The sequence below is a fragment of the Rivularia sp. PCC 7116 genome (assembly GCF_000316665.1).
Taxonomy (GTDB): Bacteria; Cyanobacteriota; Cyanobacteriia; order Cyanobacteriales; family Nostocaceae; genus Rivularia.
In genome coordinates, this window is the sequence record NC_019678.1 from 3252034 (window position 1) to 3278216 (window position 26183).

Below are 26183 nucleotides of genomic sequence, written 5' to 3' on the forward strand. Positions count from 1 at the left end.
GCGTAATACACTCGGCAAACCTCACCCCGCCTCCGGCACCCCTCTCCTTGTCAAGGAGAGGGGAAGGGGGTAGTTTCGTGTATTTCATCCAACTGAAAACCACTATATTTTTAGGATTCCCGATATTAAAGCAGCACGAACATAATTTATATTTTTTGTTAAAATTACGGAAAGGTTATCAATCATTTTTTAGTAATTTCCGAAATATACGAAAATATATTTAAGTATTTAAGTAGATAATAAAAAATACCTCATTCCCGCAAGGAAAGAGGCTTAATCTTCCCCACTTCCCTATTTCAGGAAGGGGGTTAAGTATTCGCTTAATTTATAAATTCCTAAAATTCAGTACCTAAAATTAATCAGCTTTTGCAGCTTGTTTTTCTGCTGCATTTAACCTTTTCTGATATTGTCCTATTTTTTGTTCTGCTACTATAAAGTTAGGGCTTTCTGGTGGTACGGTTTGCATTAATATCATTGCTGCTTTCCACTTACCCGCAACTTTATTCCAATCTTCTTTAGTAGTCGCAAACTCTTCGGTTTGTGCAGCACTATTCGCAAGAGTTAATGCTTCGCTGAAGGAGTTGCTTTGAGATGATAATTTGGAAATTTGACTATTAACTACTTTGGTTTCGGTGCTAATCCTTTTTTGAATTTGTTCTCCGAAATTTCCCGATGATATACTCTGTTGAACGTCTGGTAATGTGAAAAACATATATAGCCATGCACCAACCAAGCTAAGAACAAATATATTTAGAAATGTCTTTGATGACTTTGGTTTTTTAACAACTTCGGTAGATTCATTCGCACTTTTTTTGGTTGTGGTGCTATCCGTTACTACTGTTGTAGAAACTATTTCATCTTCTTCTGCATCAAGTTCTTTTGATTTATTTTTAACGGTATCTATTTCGTCTATACTATCGCTAAAAGCAAGACGAGCTTTAAATAAGTACGCAATTTGATAAAATATAGCGGCGCATAAAACCCATATACCAGCAAATGCTAGTCTTAAATTGCTAGGATTTTCTGCGTATGTTGCAATAATCTTAGTGTAGTTGAGCTTAAATAAAGGTAAAAAAGGCGTACAAATCAAAGTGGCTATCAGTGTAGATAGCACAATTACTAACCAACTATATAAACTTTCCCACCAACTAACTAATCCTGGGAAAAAACCGGTTGTAGCGTTTATTTTTTCTCCTGGAATTGGAGACATAAAGCGACTCAGGAATAAATGATGGAAAAGCGCGATCGCCGGTATGGGTAAAATTAATATTAATATGACAACTACGGTAGATTGCTCGGGAGCTTTAGACCATTGAGGTAAATTGTATAGTGAATCACCATATCGTCTAAGAATACCTAAAAAGGTACCCATTAATACCGATAGCATTAAAGCACTTAACCAAGCATTCGGATAAGGAATCCATGCAGGCAATGATGGTACTCGTTTCATTGAGAATACTCTTTGTAATATTTATGAATTTATGTAAATCGCTATTGCCTTCAATGCGTTTTAACATCAAATAGAAAGTTTTCTATTTAGGCAAATTCAAGAGAATAGTTATTGGCATTGCATTAAGAGCCTGTTTGCTCAAAAAAAGATGACATAAGAATTTAATTGTCTAATCCTACTTAGAATCAATTCAAGCCATATATATTTGCATAAAAGCATACAGCTTCTCAAGTATCAACTTATAGAGATTTAATATAGATAATAAAAAATATCAAGCTACTTGCTTGATGTAATATGAAGTAGTTTGGTTTTATGCTCGTGTCATAGTGTAATTATTAAAAATTGCTTTGAATACAAAGTCCCAGGGCTTTTGGGGAATGTCATAATAAAAAAAATAGAGTTTGACTGCAATGCCTGCTTCGCTCAGATATACTAAAGAACCACATAAGGAAACTTATAGTGAAATAATCGACGTTCGTTCAAGTAGCGAGTTTGCAGAAGACTGCATCCCCGGTGCAGTTAATTTACCGGTTTTAAATGATGCCGAACGCGCTGAAGTTGGAACGATATATAAACAGTTATCACCCTTTCAAGCTCGGAAAATAGGGGCAGCATTAGTATCAAAAAATATTTCTCAACACTTAGAAGAACATTTCGTTAACAAGGAAAAAAACTATCAGCCTTTAATTTACTGCTGGCGTGGGGGTCAACGTTCTGCTAGTTTAGCTACAGTATTATCTCAAATTGGTTGGCGAGTAACTTTACTTGAAGGTGGTTACAAAACTTATCGTAGTTATGTACGTCAACAATTAGATTCTTTGCCGCGAAAATTAAATTACAGAATATTATGCGGTTTAACTGGTAGTGGAAAAACCCATATATTAGAAAAAATGCGCCGAAGAGGTTTTCAAATTTTAGATTTGGAAGCTTTAGCTAATCATCGCGGCTCTTTGTTAGGTGAGCAATGGCGTGGTAAAGTTTCTCCTCAACCTACGCAAAAGTATTTCGATTCCAAATTGCTGCAAGCGCTACAAAGTTTTGATCGTTATGAAACTGTATGGGTGGAATCTGAAAGCAGCAAGATAGGAGAAGTTCATTTGCCTAAATCTTTATGGAAGGAAATGAAGCAATCTAGCTGTGTAGAAATACAGCTACCGCTTGATGCCAGAGTCGAATATTTGTTAGCGGAATATCCGCATTTAATTAATAATCCCGAAATTCTAAAAGCAAAGTTAGAAAAATTAAAGTCTAATTGTGGATGGAAAAAAATCAGTCAATGGTATCGGATGATAAATAATCAAGACTGGGCATCATTCGTTAAAGATATTTTGCAATCTCATTACGATCCAACTTACCGCAAGTCGATGCAGCTAAATTTTAATCAAGTTGAAAAGGTTGTTTGTTTAAATGATTTATCCCCTAGCAGTATCGATAATTGCTTAGATTCTCTAGTGCCCAGTTTTGTGGGGATAACCTAAATTTTTGTAGTTTTGAGCAACTAATAATAATACAACCATGTAGAGACGTAAAATTTTACGTCTCTATATTTATATTTAGCTGTTGATGAGTTAAATTAATAAAGTTACAACTATAATACAAATTGAAATATGAATATTAAGCAACGTCATGATTGGAATTTAACCACGTCGGAAGCTAAAGCAATTCAAGAAGAATTAAGAAAAGAAGTTATTACAGAGGATAAATTTGAGCAACCAATTAAGTACGTTGCTGGTGTTGATATGGGTTTTGAAGCTGATGGAACAATCAGTCGTGCTGCGGTGGCAGTGTTGAGTTTTCCTGATTTACAGCTACAAGAACAAAGTATCGCAAAACGGGAAACGAGCTTTCCTTATATTCCTGGTTTTCTATCATTCCGTGAAATTCCAGCAGTTATAGATGCGCTACAAAAGATAAATAAAACACCAGACATAATCTTATGCGACGGTCAAGGAATTGCCCATCCTCGGCGAATGGGAATTGCTAGTCACCTGGGTGTAATTCTTGATATACCTACGATAGGGGTAGCCAAATCTTGGTTGATAGGTGATTATAAAGAAGTTTCTCAAAAAAAAGGAAGCTGGCAGCCTTTAATACATAAGAATGAAACAATAGGGGCAGTATTACGTACTCGCTCAAACGTAAAACCAGTATACGTTTCTAGCGGTCATCGTATTAGTTTGCCAACAGCAATTGATTACGTATTGCGTTGTACCCCCAAATATCGTTTACCCGAAACTACTAGAATTGCCGATAAATTAGCTTCTAATAGGTAAGAGGTGTTGAGGTGAAGAGGTGGGGAGAGGGAGAAAAAAGGGAATCAAAATTTATAAAACATTTGTATTGCGAGTATCTTGCTTTTTAAAAGTTTCTAATACCCTATTTCGGGTACCCCTTTTCCCTCGCTCAATATCTAATTCGTTTATTTTAAGTTTTTTACAGCATACTTGATTGCTTATGCTGGCTCGTGTTAGGAATCGCACAGATAATGGTTGAAGTTGCTTAGCTAGGGAGAAGCTCACAGCTTATTAATATAATGAATTCACTAACTTTACAGTGGCACGATGCTGGCGAACAAAAAACTCAGATAATTTACGAACAGCAGCCTAGTAAGAATCCTGGAACTGTCCGCCTTGGTAGGGACCCCCAGCGTTGCGATATTGTTTTGAGTCATCCTACGATATCGGGTTTACATGTAGAAATATTTTTTAATTCTCAACAAAAATGCTTTCATATTCGTAATTTGAGACACAAGAATCCTCCTTTAGTGGATGGAAAGCAGTTAGTAGGAGAAGATGCAGTTTTGAATGAAGGCAGTATTCTTTGTTTGGGACAAATGCAGTTAAAAGTTATTAATATCAGCATTCCGCAAGTTAATAGCTTTCCGGCTACTATTTTAGAACCACCAAAACCAGGACAGAATAGTCAACCAGTCACTCCTGCTGTTCCACGAAAACAGCCTTTATCAACTGCACCTTTACCCAAAGGTTCTTATGGTTTGCAATGTCCAAATTGTCATAAAGTTTCTTCTATAGAGCATATCCAAGTTGGTTGCCCTTGGTGCGGTACTTCTTTAGCTGCGGCGGTGAGTGTTTTGGTTGCACCGGATAATAATCAGTGAACAGTTAACAGTTAACAGTTAACAGTTATAAATGAATAATTACTAACAACTATCTACTAACAACTAACTACTAATTAAAATATATGTCAAATAATTTAGAAATTCATTTAAGTTGGGAAGATCCGGCAACTGGAGAGCTACGAGAACCAAGTTTAAGCGTGCCTATTGCTTTTGGTAGAGAGTTTTCTCAAATGCCTGGGGAATTAAAAGGACAGCGTGTTTCGCGAATGCTACTCAATAGCAGTGAAGTTTCCCGATATCATGCGCTGATTGATTGGGAACAAGGTCAGTTGATGGTAATTGACCAAAATAGCGTTAATGGTATTTATATTAATGCTAATCGCCAGAAGAGTAGCGTTATTAATAGTGGCGATATTTTAAAAATTGGACCCTATGAAATTACTCTTTCTTTTACTTTAAATACACCCACCCCCGCATCTACCCCTACACCTGTATCTGCACCAACTCCAACTAATTCCACAATCCAGTTTAATCCCGCGACGAATTTACCAGATGCAACTTTACCCCCGGAGGCAGCAGCAACTCCTCTGGGTTCAAGCTTTCCACCGCCAATTTTTCAAGAAGAAAAGGTTCCAGTACAAGCTCTCCATGCTACGGGCTTGCGGGTGGATGAAACCGATTATTTAGCTTTGGGGGCTGGGTTGGGAAGCTATATATGGATAGATTTATTAAGAATATATGGTGTTAATAGCGAAAAAATAATCGCTTTGGGTTTGGATAAGGAACCATTTGCTCGGTATAAGCAATTGTGTCTCAATTCACAAATACCTTTGCATGAAAGATTGCGTTCTAATTCCGATTCTTGTCCCGACAATATCTGGGGTTGGCCGAGTTACGGTTTGCGGGAAGCTTGGCGCGATTTTGGTAAGGGAAGATTAAATGATTCGTTTAAGTATTTATGGAAAGTCTTTGCCGAACCAGATTACGCCGAAACTTATACTCCTCGCGCCAGTAATGTTTTTGATTCCATAGATAGGGAAGCAAAACGTATCGGCTGGGAGCAAATTTATCGCTATGGAAGAATACGAGCAATTCGTAAAACTGATGATGGTAGATATTGCGTTGCTTATTCTCGGGGAAGAGGAGATCATGCTTTTTATGTAGCTCGTTTTTTACATTTAGCAACAGGTTATCCAGCAATTCAGTTTCTTCCAGATTTACAGGCTTATCGAGAGAAATATCGCGATTTTAAATCTGTAGTCAATGCTTATGAAGACCATAACCACGTTTACGAACAGTTAGAGCGTCAAGGTGGGAAGGTCTTGATTCGAGGACGAGGTATTGTAGCTTCTCGGATTATTCAGCGGATTTATGAAGCACGTAGAAAAAATCCTAAGATTACAGTTTTACATTTGATGCGATCGCCCAAACCAAAGGGCAATAAATTTGGTAAAACTCAGCGAATAGTAAAGCATCATTTTGAATTCCAGCCATTCAACTGGCCGAAAGCTTGCTGGGGTGGCGAATTAAGAGTAATGCTAGAAAATGCCAGTCCAGAACAGCGCAAAAGCTTACTCTCTGATTGGGGAGGTACCACTACAGCAGATCGACAAGATTGGCAGCTTATTACAGAAGAAAGTTTGCGAGATGGCTGGTACAAAATTGAATTTGGTGAAGTCCAAAGTGTAGAACGCGATTCTCAAAATGGGGGCACTCTTACCCGTATTAAAGAAAAAAGCTCTAACGGACAAATTACTATCAATGCAGATTTTATTGTAGACGCTACCGGGCTAGATGCTAAAGTTCAGGCAACTCCATTGCTAGAAGATTTAGTCGAACGTTATAGCCTACCGCTGAATCATTTATCACGATTAGTTGTCGCAAACGATTTTGAATTAGTAGAAATGCGTAATGGCAAAGGTAAAATGTACGCTGCTGGAGCAATTACTTTAGGCGGACCTTATGCAGCAGTAGATAGCTTTCTCGGCTTGCAGTACTGTGCTTTGCGAACTGTAGACGCATTAGCAACAGCCCGCACTCCCGGAGTCAAGAAGTTAAACGCTATTTCTTCCTTTAGACAATGGATGAAATGGGTGTCAAATCAATCACCTTGAATCTTTTACTAGTAACCAGCTACCAGTTACCTATGACTTAGATTGGATTTTGAAATTTTCATAAATGTAGAGACGTACCACTGGTACGTCTCCCATATAACCAGTACTTGATACTTAATCTAGTTTGCTGATTGACTGAAAAAATTAGTAAATAAATGAATGTAGCTTATTTGACTTGAATATTTACAGCCTTAAGGAAATAATAATCAACGGAATCACTTGACATCCCACTTACGACGTTTTTAGAGGCTCGATTGACCCGTCGAGCCTTTTTCTTTTACTATTTACCTTATATACTTAGTTATATACGTATTAACCGAAATTCAAGTTAAGAATTTAGTAAATTTTTATTATTCAAATTAGTTTTGTACGTATTTACCTTAACTCAAGTCAGTCGAAAAAACATTAATATAGTTTATTTGCTTTGGAGTCAAATACGAGTACTCAGAATAAATCTCTAATTGCTTTACAGCATCTTTATACAAAAAAGTTATTTTGTTAATAAAAATTGGCAAAATTTGCAAATTCTTCTTGAAGTAGGGAATAAAATGTTCTGAAATGGTGTAGAAATGTATAGAATCTTTTAAAGATATAAAATATAGTCTTTTCAGATGCAAACATTTGTAGCTCCTTCAATGCAGCTATCTGTAGTACCCAATAGCCCTCAACCTCTAAAGATTGTCGCGTTAGGGGATAGTTTAGTTTATGGATTTGGCGACCCAGACGGAGGTGGCTGGGTTGAAAGATTGCGACGAAGTTGGATGTTACCCGAAAGTGCGGGTCATGTTCTTTACAATTTGGGTGTTCGAGGCGATCGCACTGTACAAGTAGCGAAAAGACTAGAAGTTGAATTTCGTCATCGGGGGGAGTTGCGAAATCGCGTTCCTGACATCATCATATTATCGGTAGGAGTAAATGATTCTGCCCGTGTAGGTCGTCTTGATGGTAAAAATTATACGAATTTTAGCAATTTTGAAGAGCAGCTTAGTTCTTTAGTGCAGCAGGCTCAACAACTTTGTCCCGTATTGTTTGTTGGTATGGTGCCGGTAAATGAGGAGAAAATGCCCTTTCTCAACTGCTTGTACTATAATCGCGATGACCAGTACCGCTACAAAGAAGCAACTCGACTTATTTGTCGAAAACAGGGCATACCTTATCTGGATATTTTTGATAAATGGATGCTACATCCAGAATCCTGGAGAGTCCAACGTTTGAGCAGTGATGGTCTTCATCCTAATACCTTAGGTTATCAAAGCCTGTTAGAAGACGTAACGAATTGGGAAGCAATTGCCCGTTTTAATTCTAAAGACCACTACCGCTTAACTTCATAGAAAATTTATAAAACTGTTTTTAAAGATATGTAGACACCGAAGCGCCGCCATCTTATTGAATCTTTCAATATGTGTGTAAGGCGTTTTTTAACGTAGATAGGACTTATAATTATTAACGCTTGGTCTTGGCTCCTAACTTATAATTTAAAATCTTAAATACAAAATCTAAAATTCTATGACTCCAACCTTATTTGGTCGCTGGCAAACTCGTTTATTATTACTCTTTACAGTAGGTTTATTCGTTAGCCTGCCATTTGCAATTGGTGTACTTGGTTCACCGGCAAGCGATGTATATTTCTGGATACTTTTTTATGTAGCGATTTTTGGTTTGGGATGGGATGTCGTATACGACCAAATACAAAAGTATCGTTGGGATAGAGATTGGCCAGCAGTCTACCAATTATTCGCGGGTATTTGGGAATTTATATTTATAGTTTGTGGAGTAAAATTTTTAGGCTTTTTACCTACACCTATTCCAAAAGAAGAACTACCTTTATTTTGGGTTTTCTTTCACTATTTCGTTGTTTGGCTTGCGGTTTTTCTTGCTTCTCAAAGCTTAATGCGAATTCTTTTTGTCCGTTGGCGCTTTTTTGGCGGACAGTGGCTCTAAAGACTTTTTGTTAATAAATAAATTTGTAGAGACGTAGTAATAAGCCACATCTCTACATTATTTATAAGGATTTCATTAGTTAAAGTGAATTAACCGTTTAAAGTATTGAAATCGTTCACATCAATCAAGGCGCTATCAACATTAATCAAAGTCGCTAAAGTTTGATTACCTTGAAGAATATTTGTATTGCTTCCACTTGCGGTGATAGTCAACATATCAAAAGTTAAATTATCAGATAAATCTAATTTATCAACACCATCTTCAAAATCGTAGATAGTATCCTTACCCATATCGGAACTTAGAACGAAAATATCGTTACCACCTTCACCGTAAAGGCGATCGTTACCAGCGCCACCGCTAATTAAATCATCATCTTCCCCAGCTTTAATAAAGTCGTTACCGCTACCACCTGTTAAAGTATCGTTTCCAGCTTTTCCGTAAAGGAAAGCACTTCCACTAAATTCAGAAGCATCAATCGTATTATTGCTATCTCCACCAGTTAAAGCGACTCGTTCGATATCTTTAAAACTATCGTTACCAGTAGCCTCGCTTTGAAGTTGATTACTGTTAATAAAGGTAAAGTTAGTATCGGCAGTTTCTCTTAGAGTATCGGTACCTTCTCCCCCATAAATAGTGTCGTCGCCTTCTCCACCATAAAGATTATCGTTGCCGCTACCACCAATCAAAGTATCGTTTCCAGCTTTACCGTAGAGGAAAGCACTTCCACTGTAAGCGGAAGCATCAATTGTATTAGCGCTATCTCCCCCAGTTAAAGCAACTCGTTCGATATTGCTAAAGCTATCTGTACCGTTACCTGTAAGTGTAGTGTTAGTAAGGTTAAAGTCAACATCGCCGGTTTCTCGCAGGGTATCGGTACCTGCTCCCCCATTTATAGAGTCGTCACCTTCTCCACCATAAAGATTATCGTTGCCGCTACCACCAATCAAAGTATCGTTTCCAGCTTTACCGTAGAGGAAAGCACTTCCACTGTAAGCGGAAGCATCAATTGTATTAGCGCTATCTCCCCCAGTTAAAGCGACTCGTTCGATATTTTCAAAAGTATCTGTACCAGTAGCAGCACTTTCAAGTTGATTATTAGTAAGGGTAAAGTTGGTATCGGCAGTTTCTCGCAGGGTATCGGTACCTGCTCCCCCGTTGATAGAATCATCCCCTTCTCCACCAGAAAGGACATCATTTCCAATACCACCAATTAAAGTATCGTTTCCAGCTTTTGCGCTTAGAGTTACTCTTCCACTGTAAGCGGAAGCATTAATTGTATTAGCGCTATCTCCCCCAGTTAAAGCGACTCGTTCGATATTTTCAAAAGTATCTGTACCAGTAGCAGCACTTTCAAGTTGATTATTAGTAAGGGTAAAGTTGGTATCGGCAGTTTCTCGCAGGGTATCGGTACCTGCTCCCCCGTTGATAGAATCATCCCCTTCTCCACCAGAAAGGACATCATTTCCAATACCACCAATTAAAGTATCGTTTCCAGCTTTTGCGCTTAGAGTTACTCTTCCACTGTAAGCGGAAGCATTAATTGTATTAGCGCTATCTCCCCCAGTTAAAGCGACTCGTTCGATATTTTCAAAAGTATCTGTACCAGTAGCAGCACTTTCAAGTTGATTATTAGTAAGGGTAAAGTTGGTATCGGCAGTTTCTCGCAAGGTGTCGGTACCTGCTCCCCCATTTATAGAATCATCCCCTTCTCCACCAGAAAGGACATCATTTCCAATACCACCCAATTAAAGTATCGTTTCCAGCTTTTGCGCTTAGAGTTACTCTTCCACTGTAAGCGGAAGCATTAATTGTATTAGCGCTATCTCCCCCAGTTAAAGCGACTCGTTCGATATTTTCAAAAGTATCTGTACCAGTAGCAGCACTTTCAAGTTGATTATTAGTAAGGGTAAAGTTGGTATCGGCAGTTTCTCGCAAGGTGTCGGTACCTGCTCCCCCATTTATAGAATCATCCCCTTCTCCACCAGAAAGGACATCGTTTCCACTACCGCCAATTAAAGTATCGTTTCCAGCTTTACCGTAGAGGAAAGCACTTCCACTGTAAGCGGAAGCATCAATTGTATTAGCGCTATCTCCCCCAGTTAAAGCGACTCGTTCGATATTTTCAAAAGTATCTATACCAGTAGCAGCACTTTCAAGTTGATTGTTAGTAAGGGTAAAGTTGGTATCGGCAGTTTCTCGCAGGGTATCGGTACCTGCTCCCCCGTTGATAGAATCATCCCCTTCTCCACCAGAAAGGACATCATTTCCAATACCACCAATTAAAGTATCGTTTCCAGCTTTTGCGCTTAGAGTTACTCTTCCACTGTAAGCGGAAGCATTAATTGTATTAGCGCTATCTCCCCCAGTTAAAGCGACTCGTTCGATATTTTCAAAAGTATCTGTACCGTTACCTGTAAGTGTAGTGTTAGTAAGGTTAAAGTCAACATCAGCCGTTTCTCGCAGGGTATCGGTACCATCTCCCCCATTTATAGAGTCGTCACCTTCTCCACCATAAAGATTATCGTTACCGCTACCGCCTAATAAAGTATCGTTTCCAGTATATCCGTAGAGGAAATCATTTCCTTCTTTACCATCGATAACGTCGTCTTCTGGACTTCCATTGAGTCTATCGTTTTCGGAAGTCCCATTAATTTCACTTCCTGCAACATCATTAAGGTTAATAGTAACGGTTGCCGGATTACTGGTATTAGTTCCGTCACTGACACTTAGTTGTAATTGGAAACTAGGGTTGTTTTCAAAATCAAGATCGTCAGCATCGTTAACAGTAATATTCCCGGTTCTCGAGTTGATTGCAAATGCATCTTTACCATCGCCGTCAACATCTAAGTTTCCGTCTATAATTTGCCAGTTTGATAAAGTATTGCTATCGGGATCTGTGGCAATTACTCGACCTACAAAAGTTCCTTTCTTGCTATTTTCGTCAATTGGAAAACTTTGGTTTGCAGTAATTCCCGGTGCTTGGCTGGCAGTATTACCAATACTATATTCGTAGGCACCAATATCAACTACACTATCAACAATCCGCTCAAACCCTTCAGCTCTTTGCTCAAAGGGAATTTGTTCGGTAGTATTACCATCCCCATCTAAGTCAAAACTATCTCCTACTAGCTTAGTATTGCTACCTGCATTAATTGCTTGGCTATCAGCTAAAAGTGCATGAGTTTGAGTGGCTCCACCATTATCTTTGAGAACATCAAGTAATGGATCGATGGGAGCAGCAGCAGTACCCACAATATCTTCATTATTTCCATTGGTAAAAGCAGCTACACCCTCGCCGTTACCAATTAGGTTGTTACCGTTGCTATTGCTCTGACCAAAAACTAAATTTTTAAAATCATCATCATTTGTATTCTTGGCAATAATGCTGTTACTGACTGTTGCAATACCAAAGTTGGCAATACCACCTCCTACTTGAGAATTAGCACCATTTCCGCTTGAATCCTCGGCTGTATTATTGGTGATAGTGCTGTTGCTTATTGTTGCTTTACCGCCTGATGCAGGATTGCGGAAGTCGTTAGGATTAATTGTATTAGCTAATCCACCACCACTTTCAGATGCAGTATTACCACTGAGAGTACTATTAATTAAAGTTAAATTATCATCATTACGAATACCAGCGCCGTTTTTAGCTTCATTGTTGCTAAAAGTACTATTAATAACTGTTGCTGACGCACCAATTGTGTTAAGAAGTCCGCCACCACCACTGGTATCACTCGTCCCGATAGAAGTGTTATCAGCTACTGTACTATCAATAATAGTGATTTCGCCGTCGTTGCGGATACCACCACCATCATCAGCAGCTTGATTATTGCGAATTACAACATTTTTCAGTGTCAGATTTTCTCGGTTCCAAATACCTGCACCATCATCATTCGCGTCATCTCCCTCTGGAGTTTGTCCACCCGTAATACTTAAACTGTCAATAGTGACATCAATTTGATTACCGCTATCGTTATTATCAATTTTGAAGATGCGAGAAGAGTTATTACCACTGATAGTAATTTGATTGGCACCTAAACCTTGAATAGTAACGGCATCTGTTACAAGTAATTCGCCGCTAGTTAAAGTAATGGTTTCTCCGCTTAAACTAGCATCGAAAGTAATTGTATCAACATCTTCAAGATTGTTAGCGTTTTCAATTGCTTGACGTAAGGAACCTTCGCCACTGTCGTTGGTGTTGGTAACAACTAGATTGTTGGCTGAAACTTCAGAAATTACTTCAATACTTCCTGACGGTAAAGTCGTTCCATCGTCACTAAAAGTCCAGTTTTCTGGATTATTAATCGTTGCTAACCAATCTTCCCGCGTACCGTTAGGTATAGCATCAAAGTCAAAATAGGCGTATTTTGCCGTATCATTCAGTAGAACTGCTGTATTCTCTGCTTCCGATAAACCAGTAATTATGTTGCCAGTACTAGCAGTATCGGCATCTTCAAAACTACCTGTATAATCAACTTGGTAAATTGCAGTAAAGTCTGAAGACAGTGGACTGTCTAAATTATTAGATTGTACTGCTGCAATTTGATCTCCCGATCCGCTTAAATTCAAGCTTCGTGAAACGTTTTCCCAAGTAAAATCACTTGATTGTTCCGTGCTACGAATAACCGTACCTGCGGCAATATCATTATCTACAGTAAATTTTTTTGTTCCTTCAGTATCTCGAAATTCGTTACCTTTCCAACCACTATCAGTGAAGTAGATTTCAGTACCTGCACTCAAATCAACCAAGGGAACAAAGGAGAAAGAATCAGGAGAACCATTGGTGATATATCCAACAATTGCGATATCGCCGGGATTGAGAACTGTAGCTGCCATATGAGTTTATTTTTTAATTAAGATGAACAAAAATTTTCTTTTCAAGCAATACTTTTCAGATAAAGCTAGATTTGAATAAGGGTTATATCTGTTAAAAAAATAACTTGTTTGTCCGATTAATTTCATCGAGAAATACTCTGAATTATCTTGAGAAAAAGATAAAGATTCTATGTGGTGCTAGTAAGTCATGCAGTCAGCCATATTGATATATAAAATTTCTTCTTTGTATAGCCGAAAAAAGTTACAAGAAAAGCATTCTTCTTGTAAACAGTCGTATCATTATTCCCCATCTCTAAATTTTTATTGCAAGCATATTAATAAAGCTTGGTAGAAGGTGGATGAAACGTAAACCCAACCAAATCTACAGACAAATTATACGATAGCTAACACAGCCATTAATTGCATCAGTTTTAATGTATATCAAGGTATCGCTTTCCAGATATACATCTTCAATAGTGCCCAATCTTATATTCCGAAAAAATATTGCTAAAAAATGATTGCTAATTGATAATAACTTCATTAGCTTTTAGCTTTAGACTATTAGCAATTATCAATTTATAAGCCGAATCTGGCTTCACCTATGAAGGATAAAAATAATGGATAAGCAATTTAAGAATAGGCAGTTTGCCCCTAAGTGCAAGCGTTTGATTCGTTATAGCTTGCTTAGTTTGTATGCAATGGTTGCTTTTAATACTAATAGCGCTATTGCTGCACCCGTTGGGAAATTGCAAGATTGGCGATTTTCTTCTCAAGATTCTCAGCTAGAAATCTCTCTCTCAGTACCATCTCGTCCCTTAATTTTAGGAAGCAGAAATCTTTTACCACCAGAATCTCAATCTGTTGGAGGTGAGCTACCAGCAAATGCTATAAGCCAGCTACCACCGGGCGCTTACTCTCCATTACAGTCACCTGAGTTATCTCCATATATTCCACAACCACCAGGTGCTATAACACCCTCACAACCATCGGCTCCTCTTCCACCAGGTATTTATAACAATCCCTCACCACTTTCACCAGGTATTTATAATAATCCTTCTCTTCCGCCTGGTACTTATAACAATCCTTCACAACTTCCACCAGGAGTGAATATACCGTTACCTTCTATCCGCTCCCCTTTACCATTAACACCTATGAATAATGGAAATACGGGGCAACCAACTGTGAGCGTGCCACCGATTACAAGCACCTATTCATCTCCAGCAATACCAGATTCAGTTCTTCCACCTGCAAGATTTCCTTCACCATCGGGAAAAGTAAATTCTCCCCCTTCTCTTTTTCCTACTCCACCAGCTAATCTTCCAAGAATTAACACACCTTCTAATTCAGTAAATCCAAACGAATCCGGAGTTATTGAGTTTGGACAACCTTTTCCTAATCCTAGAAGATAACAATTGGGCATAAAATATGGCGATTTTCAACCGATGAAAATACAAAACTGATTTGTGATTTACTAAATAATATTTTTTGCAGCAAAAAAATGTAGAGATGCGATACAAAATAATCACATCTCTACATTCATTTTTGCAATACCTATAGTTAAAGTTTCAAAGAGAAATTAAGGAATTATTCTCTAGAATCGTTCCGTCTCTCCTGGTAAATTTATAGCCCCTTCATCCGTATTGAAGAAATTTTTCGCCGCATCATTTTGATAAATGCATTTAATGTCAAGTTCTTTACTATCTAATCTGCCTGTAAAACCAAAGGTATTTAAACGGTTTTTACAATCTCTGACTTGATCTGATGTAACTAGATTTCTTTGCCTTAAAATCTCCCAGTTACTTTGACGCAAAACACATCCAGGGCGCATACTGGGTTGAGAAACATAAACATTAAAGGGGTTGAGGGTTACAAACAGTCTAGTATCCATCACCATTGCACTAGCCCCATACTGAACGCAAACCTCTGGATTTGGCGCTTTCGTATCAATATATTCGCGAGAAGCTACATTAGACGGCGACAAAGTTGCCGAAGAACTAAAAGCGATACCAATACCAATACCTAAAATAAATATGCCCCCCAGAATGGCAATGGTTGTGAAATTAAATACTGAGGAGACAGGGTTAGAACCTCTTGAAGAGGTATTAGCCGACCTACTATTATATTTACGTTTCATGTCTGCTTTTTAATTTCACGCCTCGTACAACGTCTCTCGTAGTTAAACAATATTTCCTTCTTTAAGTATGACGATTATTTAATGAAATTGTCTGCTACTTTAGCAATAATGTTTCAATTTAATTACAAATTTATTTTGAGTTGTAACAAATATACAGAGATAAAACGGAAAAGTCTTTAAAGCACAGAGAGCAGAAAAGTCAGGAAAAACTTTTACTTTTCTTCCTTGACTTCTTTAACTCTCTTTGCTCTCGTCTACGCTCAACTCCTAACACCCAACTGCTAGCTAGCTACAGCCAAGGTTTCTTCTAAAGGCATAAAACGGAAAGTGCGATCGCCACCTCTTTCAATCACGACTTTCACTCTTGGTTCTATTTTAGGTAGATTTGCCAAGTATTCTAATTCTTGATCTTCAAGGATATGCCCATCAATAATCCACAGTACTAATCCTTTGGATTTCGGAGGTAAATTCTCCAACTGAGTACTAATAATTGGTGGAATATAATATACATAACCGACAGCAGCGCCATTAGATGTGCTTTTTTTCCCAAGGTGCGGGGGTCTTACACCATGAATCCCAGTCAAGTATGCAGCAACATCACCTAATCCTTTAGCACTAATACACAAAGCATTGTAGCCTTTAGCACGCAAACGGCGACGATAGCGACCTTCAAACCCGCCTTCTAAAGGTACGTATACCCCTAAAGCGCCAAATTTCTCTAATTTGCGAATAAAACCGCCACCAGTAGTTAGTAATGCCATAGACCTCTTTCAAATATCGTTTCGATAATTCTATTATCTGTTATCAGTTAACAGTTAGCAGTTATCAGCGATCGGTAACTAGCGAACAGTTAATAGTTAAGAGTTTTGTATTGATTGGTTTTAACTCCTAAGAGCATTTTTTCTATATACAGAACTATCCAAGCCGATCTACTCTATAGTTTGTAACTGCTCTGTGAAAAAAAATCTGGACAAACGAAAATAGATAATTTATATTATTAGATTGTGACCAATTTTTCATGAAACGCTGTTTTGCCTGACAAATCTTGACTGAAACGTATTTTTGAAGATTTGAGAAAATCTTTCAAAATAAGTTAGTCAAATTTGACAAGAGAGTGGTAAATTAAGAAGTCTTGAGGTAAACTTAGGACGTTTGATTGAAATCATAAACAATTGTTTAAGATTTTTGCAAACAGAAAGGTCATGTTGGTGACGGCGTAACCTCAGCCTTTGAAAGAAGGATACTGAGCAGGTTTAGCTGCTTAAGTCCAGCGTTTTATTTATAAATAAGTGCCAAAGTGATTGCTTGAACATAGCAATGCTGCACAAATTGCAAAGCTGTTTTTTAGCATTGCATTTTTAATTCTTTAGTCCTTTCTTCTGGGAAGGTACTTTTGACTGCGCTGAGAAATTGAAGATATTTATCGTTTTCGACGTAGTAAACATCAGAGATAAGAAGGCTGCGATGGAAGTTGGATAGCTATTACCTAAGCATTTCCGGACTTCTGAGCTTTCTTTGTTCTAAGGCGGGCTGTTACTTAAGGAAGTAACTTCATGATTGCCTCCAAATCTAAAATTCCGCAATAAAGCGGAAAATTTGTACAAAGGAGACTTGTAACTGTGTCTGTAGGTATTCTCGGCACCAAGGTGGGCATGACTCAGGTTTTTGACGATGCAGGAGCAGCAATTCCTGTGACTGTAGTTCAAGCCGGACCATGTACCGTAACCCAAATCAAAACACAGCAGACCGACGGTTACTCCGCCATTCAATTAGCATATGGTGAAGTAAAAGAGAAAGCTTTAAATAAGCCAAAGTTGGGACATTTAGCAAAAGCTTCTGCCCAACCTTTACGGCATTTAGAAGAATATCGTGCCCAAAATACGGATGATTATTCTTTAGGTCAGCAAGTTAGCGCTGATATTTTTGAAGCAGGTCAGCTGGTAGATATAGCTGGAACAAGTATCGGTCGCGGTTTCGCAGGGAACCAGAAACGTAATAACTTCGGTAGAGGTCCGATGTCTCATGGTTCTAAGAATCATAGGGAACCAGGTTCTATCGGTGCTGGTACTACCCCCGGTCGTGTTTATCCCGGTAAGCGGATGGCAGGACGTTTAGGAGGTAAGCGTATTACGGTTCGCAAGCTAAAAGTCGTGCGAGTCGATGCAGAGAAAAATTTATTGTTAATTAAGGGAGCTATTCCTGGCAAACCAGGAGCATTAGTTAATATTGTCCCTGCAAAAGAAGTGAAATAGTCATTTGTCATTCGATGAAGCAGATGTAGATTGCGGATTTAGGACTCCATAAGTAAGAAGAAGCCTGAATCTAAGTTGATTAGAAAGTAACAAACTTTCGAGTACATAAACACAAATGGCAAATGACTAACGTAAGAGGACGTAACAATGGTTGATTGTGCAGTTAAAAATTGGCAGGGAGAAGAAGTCGGACAGAAAACCTTGGATTTGAAAGTTGCCAAGGAAGAAAGTGCTTCTCATGTCGTTCATAGAGCCTTGGTTCGACAAATGACTAATGCTCGCCAGGGAAATGCTAGTACTAAAACCCGTGCCGAAGTTAGAGGTGGCGGTCGCAAACCCTGGAGACAAAAGGGAACAGGACGCGCCCGTGCAGGTTCTACTCGTTCGCCATTATGGCGCGGTGGTGGTGTAATCTTTGGACCAAAACCCAAAGATTACAATTTGAATATGAATCGTAAAGAGCGTCGTTTAGCTTTACGGACTGCTTTGGGTAGTCGTTCTGAGGACATGATTGTAGTTGAAGAATTCAGCGAACAATTACAGCGTCCCAAGACAAAAGATTTAGTAGAAGCTATTTCTCGTTGGGGTTCTCAACCCGAACAAAAGACTTTATTGATTTTGTCGGAACGTTCGGAAAACGTATATTTATCAGCTCGCAATATAGAAAACGTTAGGTTGATGGTAGCAGACCAGCTTAATGTTTTTGATTTACTGCACGCAGACAAAATTGTGGTTACTGCATCAGCAATAGATAAAATTCAGGAGGTCTACGGTGCCTAAATTTGACCCCCGCAATCTTCCGGATTTAATCCGTCGTCCAATTGTTACCGAAAAGGCAACAATTGAGATGGAGTACAACAAATACACTTTTGAAGTGTTGCCAAAAGCAACTAAACCTCAAATAAAAGCGGCCATTGAAGGTTTATTTGATGTCAAAGTTTTAAAAGTAAATACTGCCGTCCAGCCTCGGAAAAAGAAGCGCGTTGGTAGATTTATTGGATTTAAACCTCAGCACAAGAAAGCAGTTGTCACCGTAGCATCAGGGGACGAAGAAAAGATTCGTCAGGTTCTGTTCCCAGACGTTTAAATTTAGGTTAAAGGTTAGAGGTTAAAGGTTAAAAGTAGAGAATTTGCAGCAAAAAGTGAATTAATAATTTTCTGTTCATCTCCCTATATTCCGACCTCTTGCCATCCCCAATAACTATTTTCCTTCATAAACTTAAAGTTTAAAATTATGGGTACTCGTTCATTTCGTCCCTACACCCCTAGTAACCGTCAAGCGACGACTTCCGACTTTGCAGAAATTACAAAGTCAAAGCCAGAAAAATCTTTAACCCAGCATATTCATCGGGCTAAAGGTAGAAATAATCGTGGTGTAATTACCAGTCGTCGTCGGGGTGGCGGACACAAACGTCTTTATCGGATTATCGATTTTAAAAGAGATAAGCGGGGCATTCCTGGTACCGTTCAAGCAATTGAATATGACCCCAACCGTAATGCAAGAATCGCACTCGTAGCCTATGAAGATGGCGAAAAGCGCTATATCTTGCAACCAAATGGCATGAAAGTCGGAACCACAATTATAGCTGGTCCGGATTCTCCTATTGAAAACGGTAATGCTTTACCTTTATCAAACATGCCCTTGGGTACCGGCGTACATAACGTAGAATTAATTGCTGGAAAAGGCGGTCAAATAGTACGTTCGGCTGGTGCAGTTGCTCAAGTAATGGCAAAAGATGGTAATTACGTTACTTTGAAACTGCCTTCGGGAGAAGTTCGGATGATTCGGCGTGAATGTTACGCCACCATCGGACAGGTTGGTAACGTAGAAGCCAGAAACCAAAGCTTGGGTAAAGCAGGTAGAAATCGCTGGAGAGGTCGCCGTCCCAAGGTTAGAGGTAGTGTAATGAACCCTTGCGACCACCCCCACGGTGGTGGTGAAGGACGCGCACCAATTGGTCGTAGCGGTCCTGTAACGCCTTGGGGTAAACCGACTTTAGGTAAGAAAACTCGCAAGCCTAAAAAAGCAAGCAGTAAATTGATTGTTCGTCGCCGTCGTAAGTCCGGAAAGCGCGGACGCGGTGGTCGTCAGTCATAGAATTTTGAGGACACTGCGTTGCCGAAGAATACAGCGATTATAGAAAGTGTCCGGGATTTGAGATTGTATATTTTGGAGCTTGATAAAATCCGAAGTTTAAAATCTCAAATCCAGAATATGAAATTCAAAGTTCTTATCTCTAATAGCAAATCTAAAATCTCAAATCTTAAATTGTCCTATGGGTCGTTCTCTTAAAAAAGGTCCCTTTATTGCAGACCATCTATTGAAAAAGATTGATAAGCTCAATGAGACCAATAAAAAAGAAGTCATTAAAACTTGGTCAAGAGCTTCAACTATTTTGCCTATGATGGTTGGTCATACCATCGCAGTTCATAACGGCAAACAACACGTTCCGGTTTTTATCAGCGACCAAATGGTTGGTCATAAACTGGGAGAATTTGCTCCTACTCGTACTTATAGAGGTCACTCTAGAGACAAAAAAGGAGGTAGATAAAACTACCGCTAATAGCGAATTGATGCGATTAGTAAAGGAGTAAAAATAATTATGGCTACTGATACTAAAGAAGTAAAAGCGATTGCTCGGTATATACGTATGTCACCCTTTAAAGTACGTCGCGTACTTGACCAGATTAGGGGACGTAGCTATCGGGAAGCGTTGATAATTTTGGAATTTATGCCTTATAGAGCCTGCGACCCGGTTTTAAAGGTTCTTAGAAGTGCTGCTGCGAATGCAGAGCATAATGAAGGATTAGATAGAGCTTCTCTAATAGTTTCGACTGCATTTGCAGACCAAGGTCCAGTATTTAAGCGCTATCAACCTAGAGCGCAGGGTAGAGCATATCAAATTCGCAAGCCCACATGTCATATAACCGTTGCAGTATCAGCAGATCCAGCAGCGAATTAAGTAAGCACTCAGCAATAGTAATTTGAAAATATAAAAAAACAAATTAACTAATAAACTATAGAGTGCGAAAAAAATTAGAGGAGATCATAAGTGGGACAAAAGATTAATCCAATTGGATTTCGCCTTGGAATTACAAAAGAACATCAATCTCGTTGGTTTGCAGACCCTTCTCGTTATCCCGAATTACTGCAAGAAGACCATAAGCTTCGTCAGTATATAGATAATAAATTAGGTAGAAACGCTCAAAATAATGCCGGTATTTCCGAAGTTAAAATTGAACGTAAAGCAGATCAAATTGACTTAGAAGTTCGTACTGCTAGACCTGGTGTAGTAGTAGGTAGAGGCGGACAAGGTATTGAAGCATTACGTACCGGACTACAAAAAGAATTAGGCGGTAATCGTCAAATTCGTATCAATGTAGTAGAAGTACAGCGCGTTGATGCTGATGCTTTTTTAATTGGCGAATACATAGCTCAACAACTCGAACGACGGGTTTCTTTCCGGAGAGTAGTACGTCAAGCGATACAAAGAGCGCAGCGTGCTGGCGTACAAGGAATCAAAATTCAAGTTAGCGGACGTTTGAACGGTGCAGAAATTGCCCGTACAGAATGGACTCGTGAAGGTAGAGTTCCATTACATACCTTAAGAGCTAATATTGATTACGCTTACGTAACCGCTAAAACTATATACGGTATCCTCGGCATTAAAGTTTGGGTATTCAAAGGAGAAGTTATTCCCGGAGAAGAAGAAGCACCAACTTCTAACCCCAGAAACGAACGAGAACCTCGTCGCCGTCAAAATCGCCGTCGTCCTTCCTTTGAAGACCGTTCAAATGAGAATTAGTTGTTAGTTATTAGTTATTAGTTATTAGCTATTGGTTATATTTACTAAAAACTAACAACTATTGATAAAAAACTATTCACCCTTCGGGTTTGCAGCCGCACTCTGCGCGCTGTTTCACTAACAACTAACTACTAAACACTAACAACTAACAATGTTAAGTCCAAAAAGAACTAAATTCCGCAAACAACATCGCGGACGTATGAGAGGTTTAGCATCACGGGGTTGCAATATCAACTTTGGTGATTTTGCCCTCCAAGCTCAAGAACCATCTTGGATTACCTCACGACAAATAGAAGCTTCTCGACGAGCCATGACTCGTTACGTGCGTAGGGGTGGAAAAATCTGGATTAGAGTATTTCCCGACAAGCCCGTAACAATGCGTCCGGCAGAAACCCGAATGGGTTCTGGTAAAGGTAACCCGGAATATTGGGTAGCTGTAGTTAAACCAGGAAGAATCATGTTTGAAATTGCTGGTGTCGCAGAAGAAACTGCTCGTGAGGCAATGCGTTTAGCTTCACATAAGCTACCAATTAAAACTAAATTTATTGCCCGTGCCGATCAGGAGCCTTCCTCGTAGATTAATTATGCCTTTTCCTAAAATTTCTGAAGCAAGAGATTTGAGTGACGAGCAGCTAACGCAAGAAATTAATGCTACTAAAAAGCAATTATTTGACTTGCGCTTGCAACAAGCAACTCGACAACTTGAGAAACCCGCACAGTTTAAACACTTACGTCACCGTCTAGCTCAATTAATGACGGTAGAAGGAGAACGTAAACGCGCTGCAACTTCAGCAGTCACTGATGGGGGAGATCCTCAAGATCTTGCTGCTTCTCAAGATTCAGAGTAAATAAGCAAGTGAATAGTTATTTTTAGCTTGTCACTCATAACAACATGAAAATAGTAAATTATGGCTATTAAAGAAAGAGTTGGCTTAGTAGTCAGCGACAAAATGGAAAAAACTGTAGTAGTTGCCGTTGAAAACCGCGATAGCCATCAGAAGTACGGCAAAATTGTAGTTACAACCAGACGCTACAAAGCTCACGACGAAGAAAATAACTGTAAAGAAGGCGATCGCGTTCGCATTCAGGAAACCAGACCCCTAAGCAAGACTAAGCGCTGGCAGGTCAAGGAAGTCCTCAGTAGCAGGAATAATTGATAAACATCGGTTGTTACATAGCTAACAACTTTACAATGGAGAAGAATTGTGATACAAGCCCAGTCTTACCTTAACGTTGCGGATAACAGCGGTGCCCGTAAATTAATGTGCATCCGCGTTCTGGGTGCTGGAAACCGTAGCTATGGCAGCATTGGCGATAGGATTATCGCCGTAGTCAAAGATGCCCAACCGAATATGGCAATTAAGAAGTCTGATGTAGTTCAGGCTGTGATTGTACGTACAAAGAAAGGCGTAAATCGTGACAGTGGCATGACAATCCGTTTTGATGACAATGCCGCAGTCATAATCAACCAAGATGGAAACCCCAGAGGAACGCGGGTATTTGGTCCTGTGGCGCGTGAATTGCGCGAAAAAAACTTTACTAAAATAGTTTCTCTGGCACCGGAGGTACTGTAATGACAGTTAAGAAAAAATCAAAACCTCAATTTCATAAGATGCACGTCAAAACTGGGGATACCGTACAGGTAGTTTCTGGTAAAGACAAAGGTAAAGTCGGTGAAATTGTTCGGGCAATTCCTAAAGATAGTAAAGTAATTGTCAAGGGTGTGAATGTAAAAACGAAGCACGTTAAGCCGCAACAGGAAGGCGAATCCGGGAAAATTTTGACTCAAGAATTCCCTATTCATAGTTCTAACGTGATGCTTTATTCCACCAAGGAAAACGTAGCTTCTCGCGTATGTTACACCTTTACCCAAGAGGGTAAAAAAGTGCGTATGTTGAAGAAAACCGGGGAAATTTTAGATAAATAGTTAGGAATTAAGAGTTAAGATATAGCTCGTAATTTTTAACCACTTTATTCCCTGACCAAGCCCAGGGATTAGGAGAAAAAAAATGGCAGTAGGATTAAAAAGTAAATACCTTGAAACTATTGTCCCCAATTTGATGAAGCAATTTGAATATACAAATATTCATCAGGTGCCCAAAGTTATAAAAGTAACTGTTAACCGAGGGTTGGGGGAAGCTTCTCAAAATGCAAAAGCATTAGAAGCATCTTTAAGCGAAATTGCAATTATTACCGGTCAAAAGCCTGTAGTTACTAGAGCTAAAAAAGCGATCGCGGGTTTTAAAATTCGTGAAGGTATGCCTGTAGGAGTAATGGTTACTCTGAGAAGCTCTAAGATGTACAACTTTCTCGACCGTTTAATTAATTTGTCATTGCCTCGGATTCGTGACTTTCGCGGTATCAGTCCGAAAAGCTTTGACGGTCGTGGTAATTACACTTTGGGTGTCAGAGAGCAACTGATTTTTCCAGAGGTTGAATACGACAAAATTGACCAAATTCGTGGAATGGATATTTCCATCATTACTACAGCTAGGGATGACGAAGAAGGTCGCGCTTTACTAAAAGAGATGGGAATGCCCTTCCGGGAGCAATAAGTTCATTTAACAGAGGAAAAGATGGCGGCAAACGACACAATTGCAGATATGCTGACGCGCATCCGCAACGCCAATTTGGCTCGGCACCAAACAACACAGGTGCCAGCGACAAAAATGACCCAAAGTATAGCTAAAGTACTTCAGGAAGAAGGCTTTATCACCGACTTTGAGACATCTGGAGAAGGATGGAGCAGCAAATTGGTAATTTCTTTAAAATACAAGGGAAAAAATCGTCAACCAATTATTACTACTCTTAAAAGGGTTTCTAGACCTGGTTTGCGAGTTTATTCCAACAAGAAAGATTTACCAAGAGTATTAGGTGGCATTGGTATCGCCATTATATCTACATCCTCCGGCATCATGACCGACCGTCAAGCACGCCAACAAAATGTAGGCGGCGAAGTACTTTGCTACGTTTGGTAGTAAAAAATAACGCAACCCCGGAGAGATTTTTAAGGACAAAAAACCATGTCTAGAATTGGTAAACAACCAATAGCAGTACCGGCTAAGGTACAAATAAAGATTGAGGGAGCCTCCATATCTGTCAAGGGTCCCAAAGGAGAACTATCTCGCGAACTACCCACTCAGGTAAGCGTTTCTCAAGAGGGAGATACTTTAACAGTATCCCGTCAAGACGATTCGAGAGTATGCCGCCAAATGCACGGATTAAGCCGCAGTTTGGTTTCCAATATGGTTGAAGGCGTTTCTCAAGGATTCCAGCGCAAGCTACAGCTCCAAGGGGTTGGTTATCGAGCGCAGGTTAAGGGAAAAGATTTAGTCTTGAATGTTGGTTACAGTCATCCTGTAGAAATTACTCCACCAGATGGAGTTCAATTTGCGATTGAAGACAAAGGTCTGACTATCGTTGTCAGCGGATATGACAAGGAAATCGTAGGCAATACATCCGCTCGAATTCGCGCCGTTCGTCCTCCCGAGCCTTACAAAGGTAAAGGTATTCGCTATGAGAACGAAGTTGTAAGGCGTAAAGCTGGTAAAGCTGGTAAAGGTGGTAAGAAGTAGATTATTAAATCATGAAATTTACCCGCAAACAATCAAAACAGCGTCGCCATCGACGCATCCGAGGGAAAGTATTTGGGTCTTCCGAACGTCCTCGTTTAGCAGTATATCGTTCTAACGAAAATATTTATGCTCAAGTGATTGATGATACTAATCATCGGACTTTAGCTACAGCATCGAGTATAGAACCAGAATTAAAATCTAAGTTAAGCTCTGGCTCCAATCAGCAGGCTTCAGCAGAAGTTGGTAAAACTTTAGCTGCAAGAGCTTTAGAAAAAGGCATCAATCAAGTCGTATTTGACCGCGGAGGTAATCTTTACCACGGACGTGTCAAAGCTTTGGCTGATGCGGCAAGAGAAGGCGGTTTAAATTTCTAAAATTATCGGCGATGCAAGGCACGTAGTAAATAAATACTAAGTAAATTATTTATCGCTAATTATTTGGTAACCGATAAGTAAATTCACAGAGCATATAAGTATGGCAAACAATCGTCGTAAAACGAGCCGAGCAAAAAAAGAAGAGACTAACTGGCAAGAGCGGGTAATTCAAATCCGACGAGTAAGTAAAGTTGTTAAAGGTGGTAAAAAACTTAGCTTCCGGGCAATTGTAGTTGTCGGCAACGAGCGCGGTCAAGTTGGTGTGGGAGTAGGTAAAGCTAGTGATGTTATCGGAGCCGTAAAAAAAGGCGTAGCCGATGGCAAGAAGCATTTAGTAGATATCCCCATAACCAAATCTAATTCTATTCCTCATCCCACCAATGGCATTGGTGGCGGTGCTAAAGTCATCATGCGCCCTGCGGCACCAGGTACTGGTGTAATCGCCGGTGGTGCAGTACGTACAGTACTAGAATTGGCAGGGGTTCGTAATATATTAGCTAAACAACTTGGCTCTAATAATCCTTTGAACAATGCCAGAGCCGCAATGAATGCTCTTGGTGTATTGCGTAACTTTAAAGAAGTTGCCGAAGACAGAGATGTCAGTATAGAAAAGCTCTACGCACAGTAGAGTTGCAAAATAGAA

At 39.4% G+C, this 26183-nt stretch carries 29 protein-coding genes; 24 read left to right on the top strand and 5 right to left on the bottom strand.

Features of this window, described 5'->3' with window-relative positions; genetic code table 11:
• Positions 1-355: 355 nt before the first annotated feature.
• Positions 356-1450, bottom strand: coding sequence for a hypothetical protein (locus tag RIV7116_RS12695; protein WP_015118702.1), 1095 nt, complete (start codon positions 1448-1450; stop codon positions 356-358).
• 410 nt (positions 1451-1860) lie between these two features.
• On the opposite strand from RIV7116_RS12695, the gene mnmH reads away from it, so the two are divergent.
• The 6 genes from mnmH (at position 1861) to RIV7116_RS12725 (ending at position 8584) form a co-directional block, all read left to right on the top strand.
• Positions 1861-2928 (top strand): tRNA 2-selenouridine(34) synthase MnmH, encoded by a 1068-nt coding sequence (gene mnmH, locus RIV7116_RS12700; protein ID WP_015118703.1) that lies wholly within the window; start codon positions 1861-1863, stop codon positions 2926-2928.
• A 129-nt stretch (positions 2929-3057) separates the two neighbouring features.
• Positions 3058-3723 carry a deoxyribonuclease V gene (nfi, locus tag RIV7116_RS12705; RefSeq protein ID WP_015118704.1) on the top strand — a complete coding sequence of 222 codons (666 nt, stop codon included), beginning with the start codon at positions 3058-3060 and terminating at the stop codon, positions 3721-3723.
• Between the two features lie 260 nt (positions 3724-3983).
• The gene (locus RIV7116_RS12710; RefSeq protein WP_015118705.1) at positions 3984-4568 is read left to right on the top strand and encodes an FHA domain-containing protein; all 585 of its coding nucleotides are present in this window, start codon (positions 3984-3986) and stop codon (positions 4566-4568) included.
• A gap of 83 nt (positions 4569-4651) precedes the next feature.
• Positions 4652-6643, top strand: a complete 1992-nt coding sequence (locus RIV7116_RS12715) for an FHA domain-containing protein (protein WP_015118706.1) — start codon at positions 4652-4654, stop codon at positions 6641-6643.
• A 611-nt stretch (positions 6644-7254) separates the two neighbouring features.
• Positions 7255-7974 (top strand): GDSL-type esterase/lipase family protein, encoded by a 720-nt coding sequence (locus RIV7116_RS12720; RefSeq protein ID WP_015118707.1) that lies wholly within the window; start codon positions 7255-7257, stop codon positions 7972-7974.
• 175 nt (positions 7975-8149) lie between these two features.
• Positions 8150-8584, top strand: coding sequence for a hypothetical protein (locus RIV7116_RS12725; RefSeq protein WP_015118708.1), 435 nt, complete (start codon positions 8150-8152; stop codon positions 8582-8584).
• Positions 8585-8673: 89 nt separating this feature from the next.
• On the opposite strand, the gene RIV7116_RS12730 is transcribed toward RIV7116_RS12725, so the two are convergent.
• Positions 8674-10329, bottom strand: coding sequence for a calcium-binding protein (locus RIV7116_RS12730; RefSeq protein WP_015118709.1), 1656 nt, complete (start codon positions 10327-10329; stop codon positions 8674-8676).
• Positions 10310-13420 (bottom strand): S-layer family protein, encoded by a 3111-nt coding sequence (locus RIV7116_RS33820; protein ID WP_015118710.1) that lies wholly within the window; start codon positions 13418-13420, stop codon positions 10310-10312. The genes RIV7116_RS12730 and RIV7116_RS33820 overlap by 20 nt, the downstream gene beginning before the upstream one ends.
• Before the next feature lie 596 nt (positions 13421-14016).
• On the opposite strand from RIV7116_RS33820, the gene RIV7116_RS12740 reads away from it, so the two are divergent.
• A complete protein-coding gene (locus RIV7116_RS12740) occupies positions 14017-14808 on the top strand; it encodes a hypothetical protein (RefSeq protein WP_015118712.1) in 792 nt (263 codons plus the stop codon).
• Positions 14809-14990: 182 nt separating this feature from the next.
• On the opposite strand, the gene RIV7116_RS12745 is transcribed toward RIV7116_RS12740, so the two are convergent.
• Both RIV7116_RS12745 and RIV7116_RS12750 read right to left on the bottom strand, forming a co-directional pair.
• Positions 14991-15533 (bottom strand): DUF3172 domain-containing protein, encoded by a 543-nt coding sequence (locus RIV7116_RS12745; RefSeq protein WP_015118713.1) that lies wholly within the window; start codon positions 15531-15533, stop codon positions 14991-14993.
• A gap of 281 nt (positions 15534-15814) precedes the next feature.
• Entirely contained in the window at positions 15815-16294 is a 480-nt protein-coding gene (locus RIV7116_RS12750; protein WP_015118714.1) for an NAD(P)H-quinone oxidoreductase subunit N, read from the bottom strand.
• 858 nt (positions 16295-17152) lie between these two features.
• On the opposite strand from RIV7116_RS12750, the gene rplC reads away from it, so the two are divergent.
• The 17 genes from rplC to rpsE all read left to right on the top strand — a co-directional run bounded on the left by rplC (position 17153) and on the right by rpsE (position 26168).
• Positions 17153-17785, top strand: coding sequence for a 50S ribosomal protein L3 (rplC, locus tag RIV7116_RS12755; protein WP_015118715.1), 633 nt, complete (start codon positions 17153-17155; stop codon positions 17783-17785).
• Between the two features lie 147 nt (positions 17786-17932).
• Positions 17933-18565 carry a 50S ribosomal protein L4 gene (gene rplD, locus RIV7116_RS12760; protein WP_015118716.1) on the top strand — a complete coding sequence of 211 codons (633 nt, stop codon included), beginning with the start codon at positions 17933-17935 and terminating at the stop codon, positions 18563-18565.
• The gene (locus tag RIV7116_RS12765) at positions 18558-18872 is read left to right on the top strand and encodes a 50S ribosomal protein L23 (protein WP_015118717.1); all 315 of its coding nucleotides are present in this window, start codon (positions 18558-18560) and stop codon (positions 18870-18872) included. Before rplD ends, RIV7116_RS12765 begins: the two co-directional genes overlap by 8 nt.
• Before the next feature lie 147 nt (positions 18873-19019).
• On the top strand, positions 19020-19883 hold the full coding sequence (rplB, locus tag RIV7116_RS12770) for a 50S ribosomal protein L2 (protein WP_015118718.1): 864 nt from the start codon (positions 19020-19022) through the stop codon (positions 19881-19883).
• 178 nt (positions 19884-20061) lie between these two features.
• The gene (gene rpsS / locus RIV7116_RS12775; RefSeq protein ID WP_015118719.1) at positions 20062-20337 is read left to right on the top strand and encodes a 30S ribosomal protein S19; all 276 of its coding nucleotides are present in this window, start codon (positions 20062-20064) and stop codon (positions 20335-20337) included.
• Positions 20338-20388: 51 nt separating this feature from the next.
• Complete coding sequence (gene rplV / locus RIV7116_RS12780; protein ID WP_015118720.1) at positions 20389-20748, top strand: 50S ribosomal protein L22; 360 nt, start codon at positions 20389-20391, stop codon at positions 20746-20748.
• A gap of 90 nt (positions 20749-20838) precedes the next feature.
• Complete coding sequence (gene rpsC / locus RIV7116_RS12785; RefSeq protein ID WP_015118721.1) at positions 20839-21591, top strand: 30S ribosomal protein S3; 753 nt, start codon at positions 20839-20841, stop codon at positions 21589-21591.
• Between the two features lie 151 nt (positions 21592-21742).
• Entirely contained in the window at positions 21743-22168 is a 426-nt protein-coding gene (gene rplP, locus RIV7116_RS12790; RefSeq protein ID WP_015118722.1) for a 50S ribosomal protein L16, read from the top strand.
• A 7-nt stretch (positions 22169-22175) separates the two neighbouring features.
• On the top strand, positions 22176-22439 hold the full coding sequence (gene rpmC, locus RIV7116_RS12795; protein WP_015118723.1) for a 50S ribosomal protein L29: 264 nt from the start codon (positions 22176-22178) through the stop codon (positions 22437-22439).
• A gap of 60 nt (positions 22440-22499) precedes the next feature.
• A complete protein-coding gene (rpsQ, locus tag RIV7116_RS12800; RefSeq protein ID WP_015118724.1) occupies positions 22500-22748 on the top strand; it encodes a 30S ribosomal protein S17 in 249 nt (82 codons plus the stop codon).
• Positions 22749-22796: 48 nt separating this feature from the next.
• Positions 22797-23165: a 50S ribosomal protein L14 gene (gene rplN / locus RIV7116_RS12805; RefSeq protein WP_015118725.1), complete on the top strand. Its 369-nt coding sequence runs from the start codon at positions 22797-22799 to the stop codon at positions 23163-23165.
• The gene (gene rplX / locus RIV7116_RS12810) at positions 23165-23518 is read left to right on the top strand and encodes a 50S ribosomal protein L24 (protein WP_015118726.1); all 354 of its coding nucleotides are present in this window, start codon (positions 23165-23167) and stop codon (positions 23516-23518) included. Before rplN ends, rplX begins: the two co-directional genes overlap by 1 nt.
• Positions 23519-23600: 82 nt before the next feature.
• Complete coding sequence (gene rplE / locus RIV7116_RS12815) at positions 23601-24146, top strand: 50S ribosomal protein L5 (protein WP_015118727.1); 546 nt, start codon at positions 23601-23603, stop codon at positions 24144-24146.
• A 21-nt stretch (positions 24147-24167) separates the two neighbouring features.
• Positions 24168-24569: a 30S ribosomal protein S8 gene (gene rpsH / locus RIV7116_RS12820; protein ID WP_015118728.1), complete on the top strand. Its 402-nt coding sequence runs from the start codon at positions 24168-24170 to the stop codon at positions 24567-24569.
• 45 nt (positions 24570-24614) lie between these two features.
• Positions 24615-25166, top strand: a complete 552-nt coding sequence (rplF, locus tag RIV7116_RS12825; protein ID WP_015118729.1) for a 50S ribosomal protein L6 — start codon at positions 24615-24617, stop codon at positions 25164-25166.
• 11 nt (positions 25167-25177) lie between these two features.
• Positions 25178-25540 (top strand): 50S ribosomal protein L18, encoded by a 363-nt coding sequence (gene rplR, locus RIV7116_RS12830; RefSeq protein WP_015118730.1) that lies wholly within the window; start codon positions 25178-25180, stop codon positions 25538-25540.
• Positions 25541-25640: 100 nt separating this feature from the next.
• Complete coding sequence (gene rpsE / locus RIV7116_RS12835) at positions 25641-26168, top strand: 30S ribosomal protein S5 (protein WP_015118731.1); 528 nt, start codon at positions 25641-25643, stop codon at positions 26166-26168.
• Positions 26169-26183 lie beyond the last annotated feature (15 nt).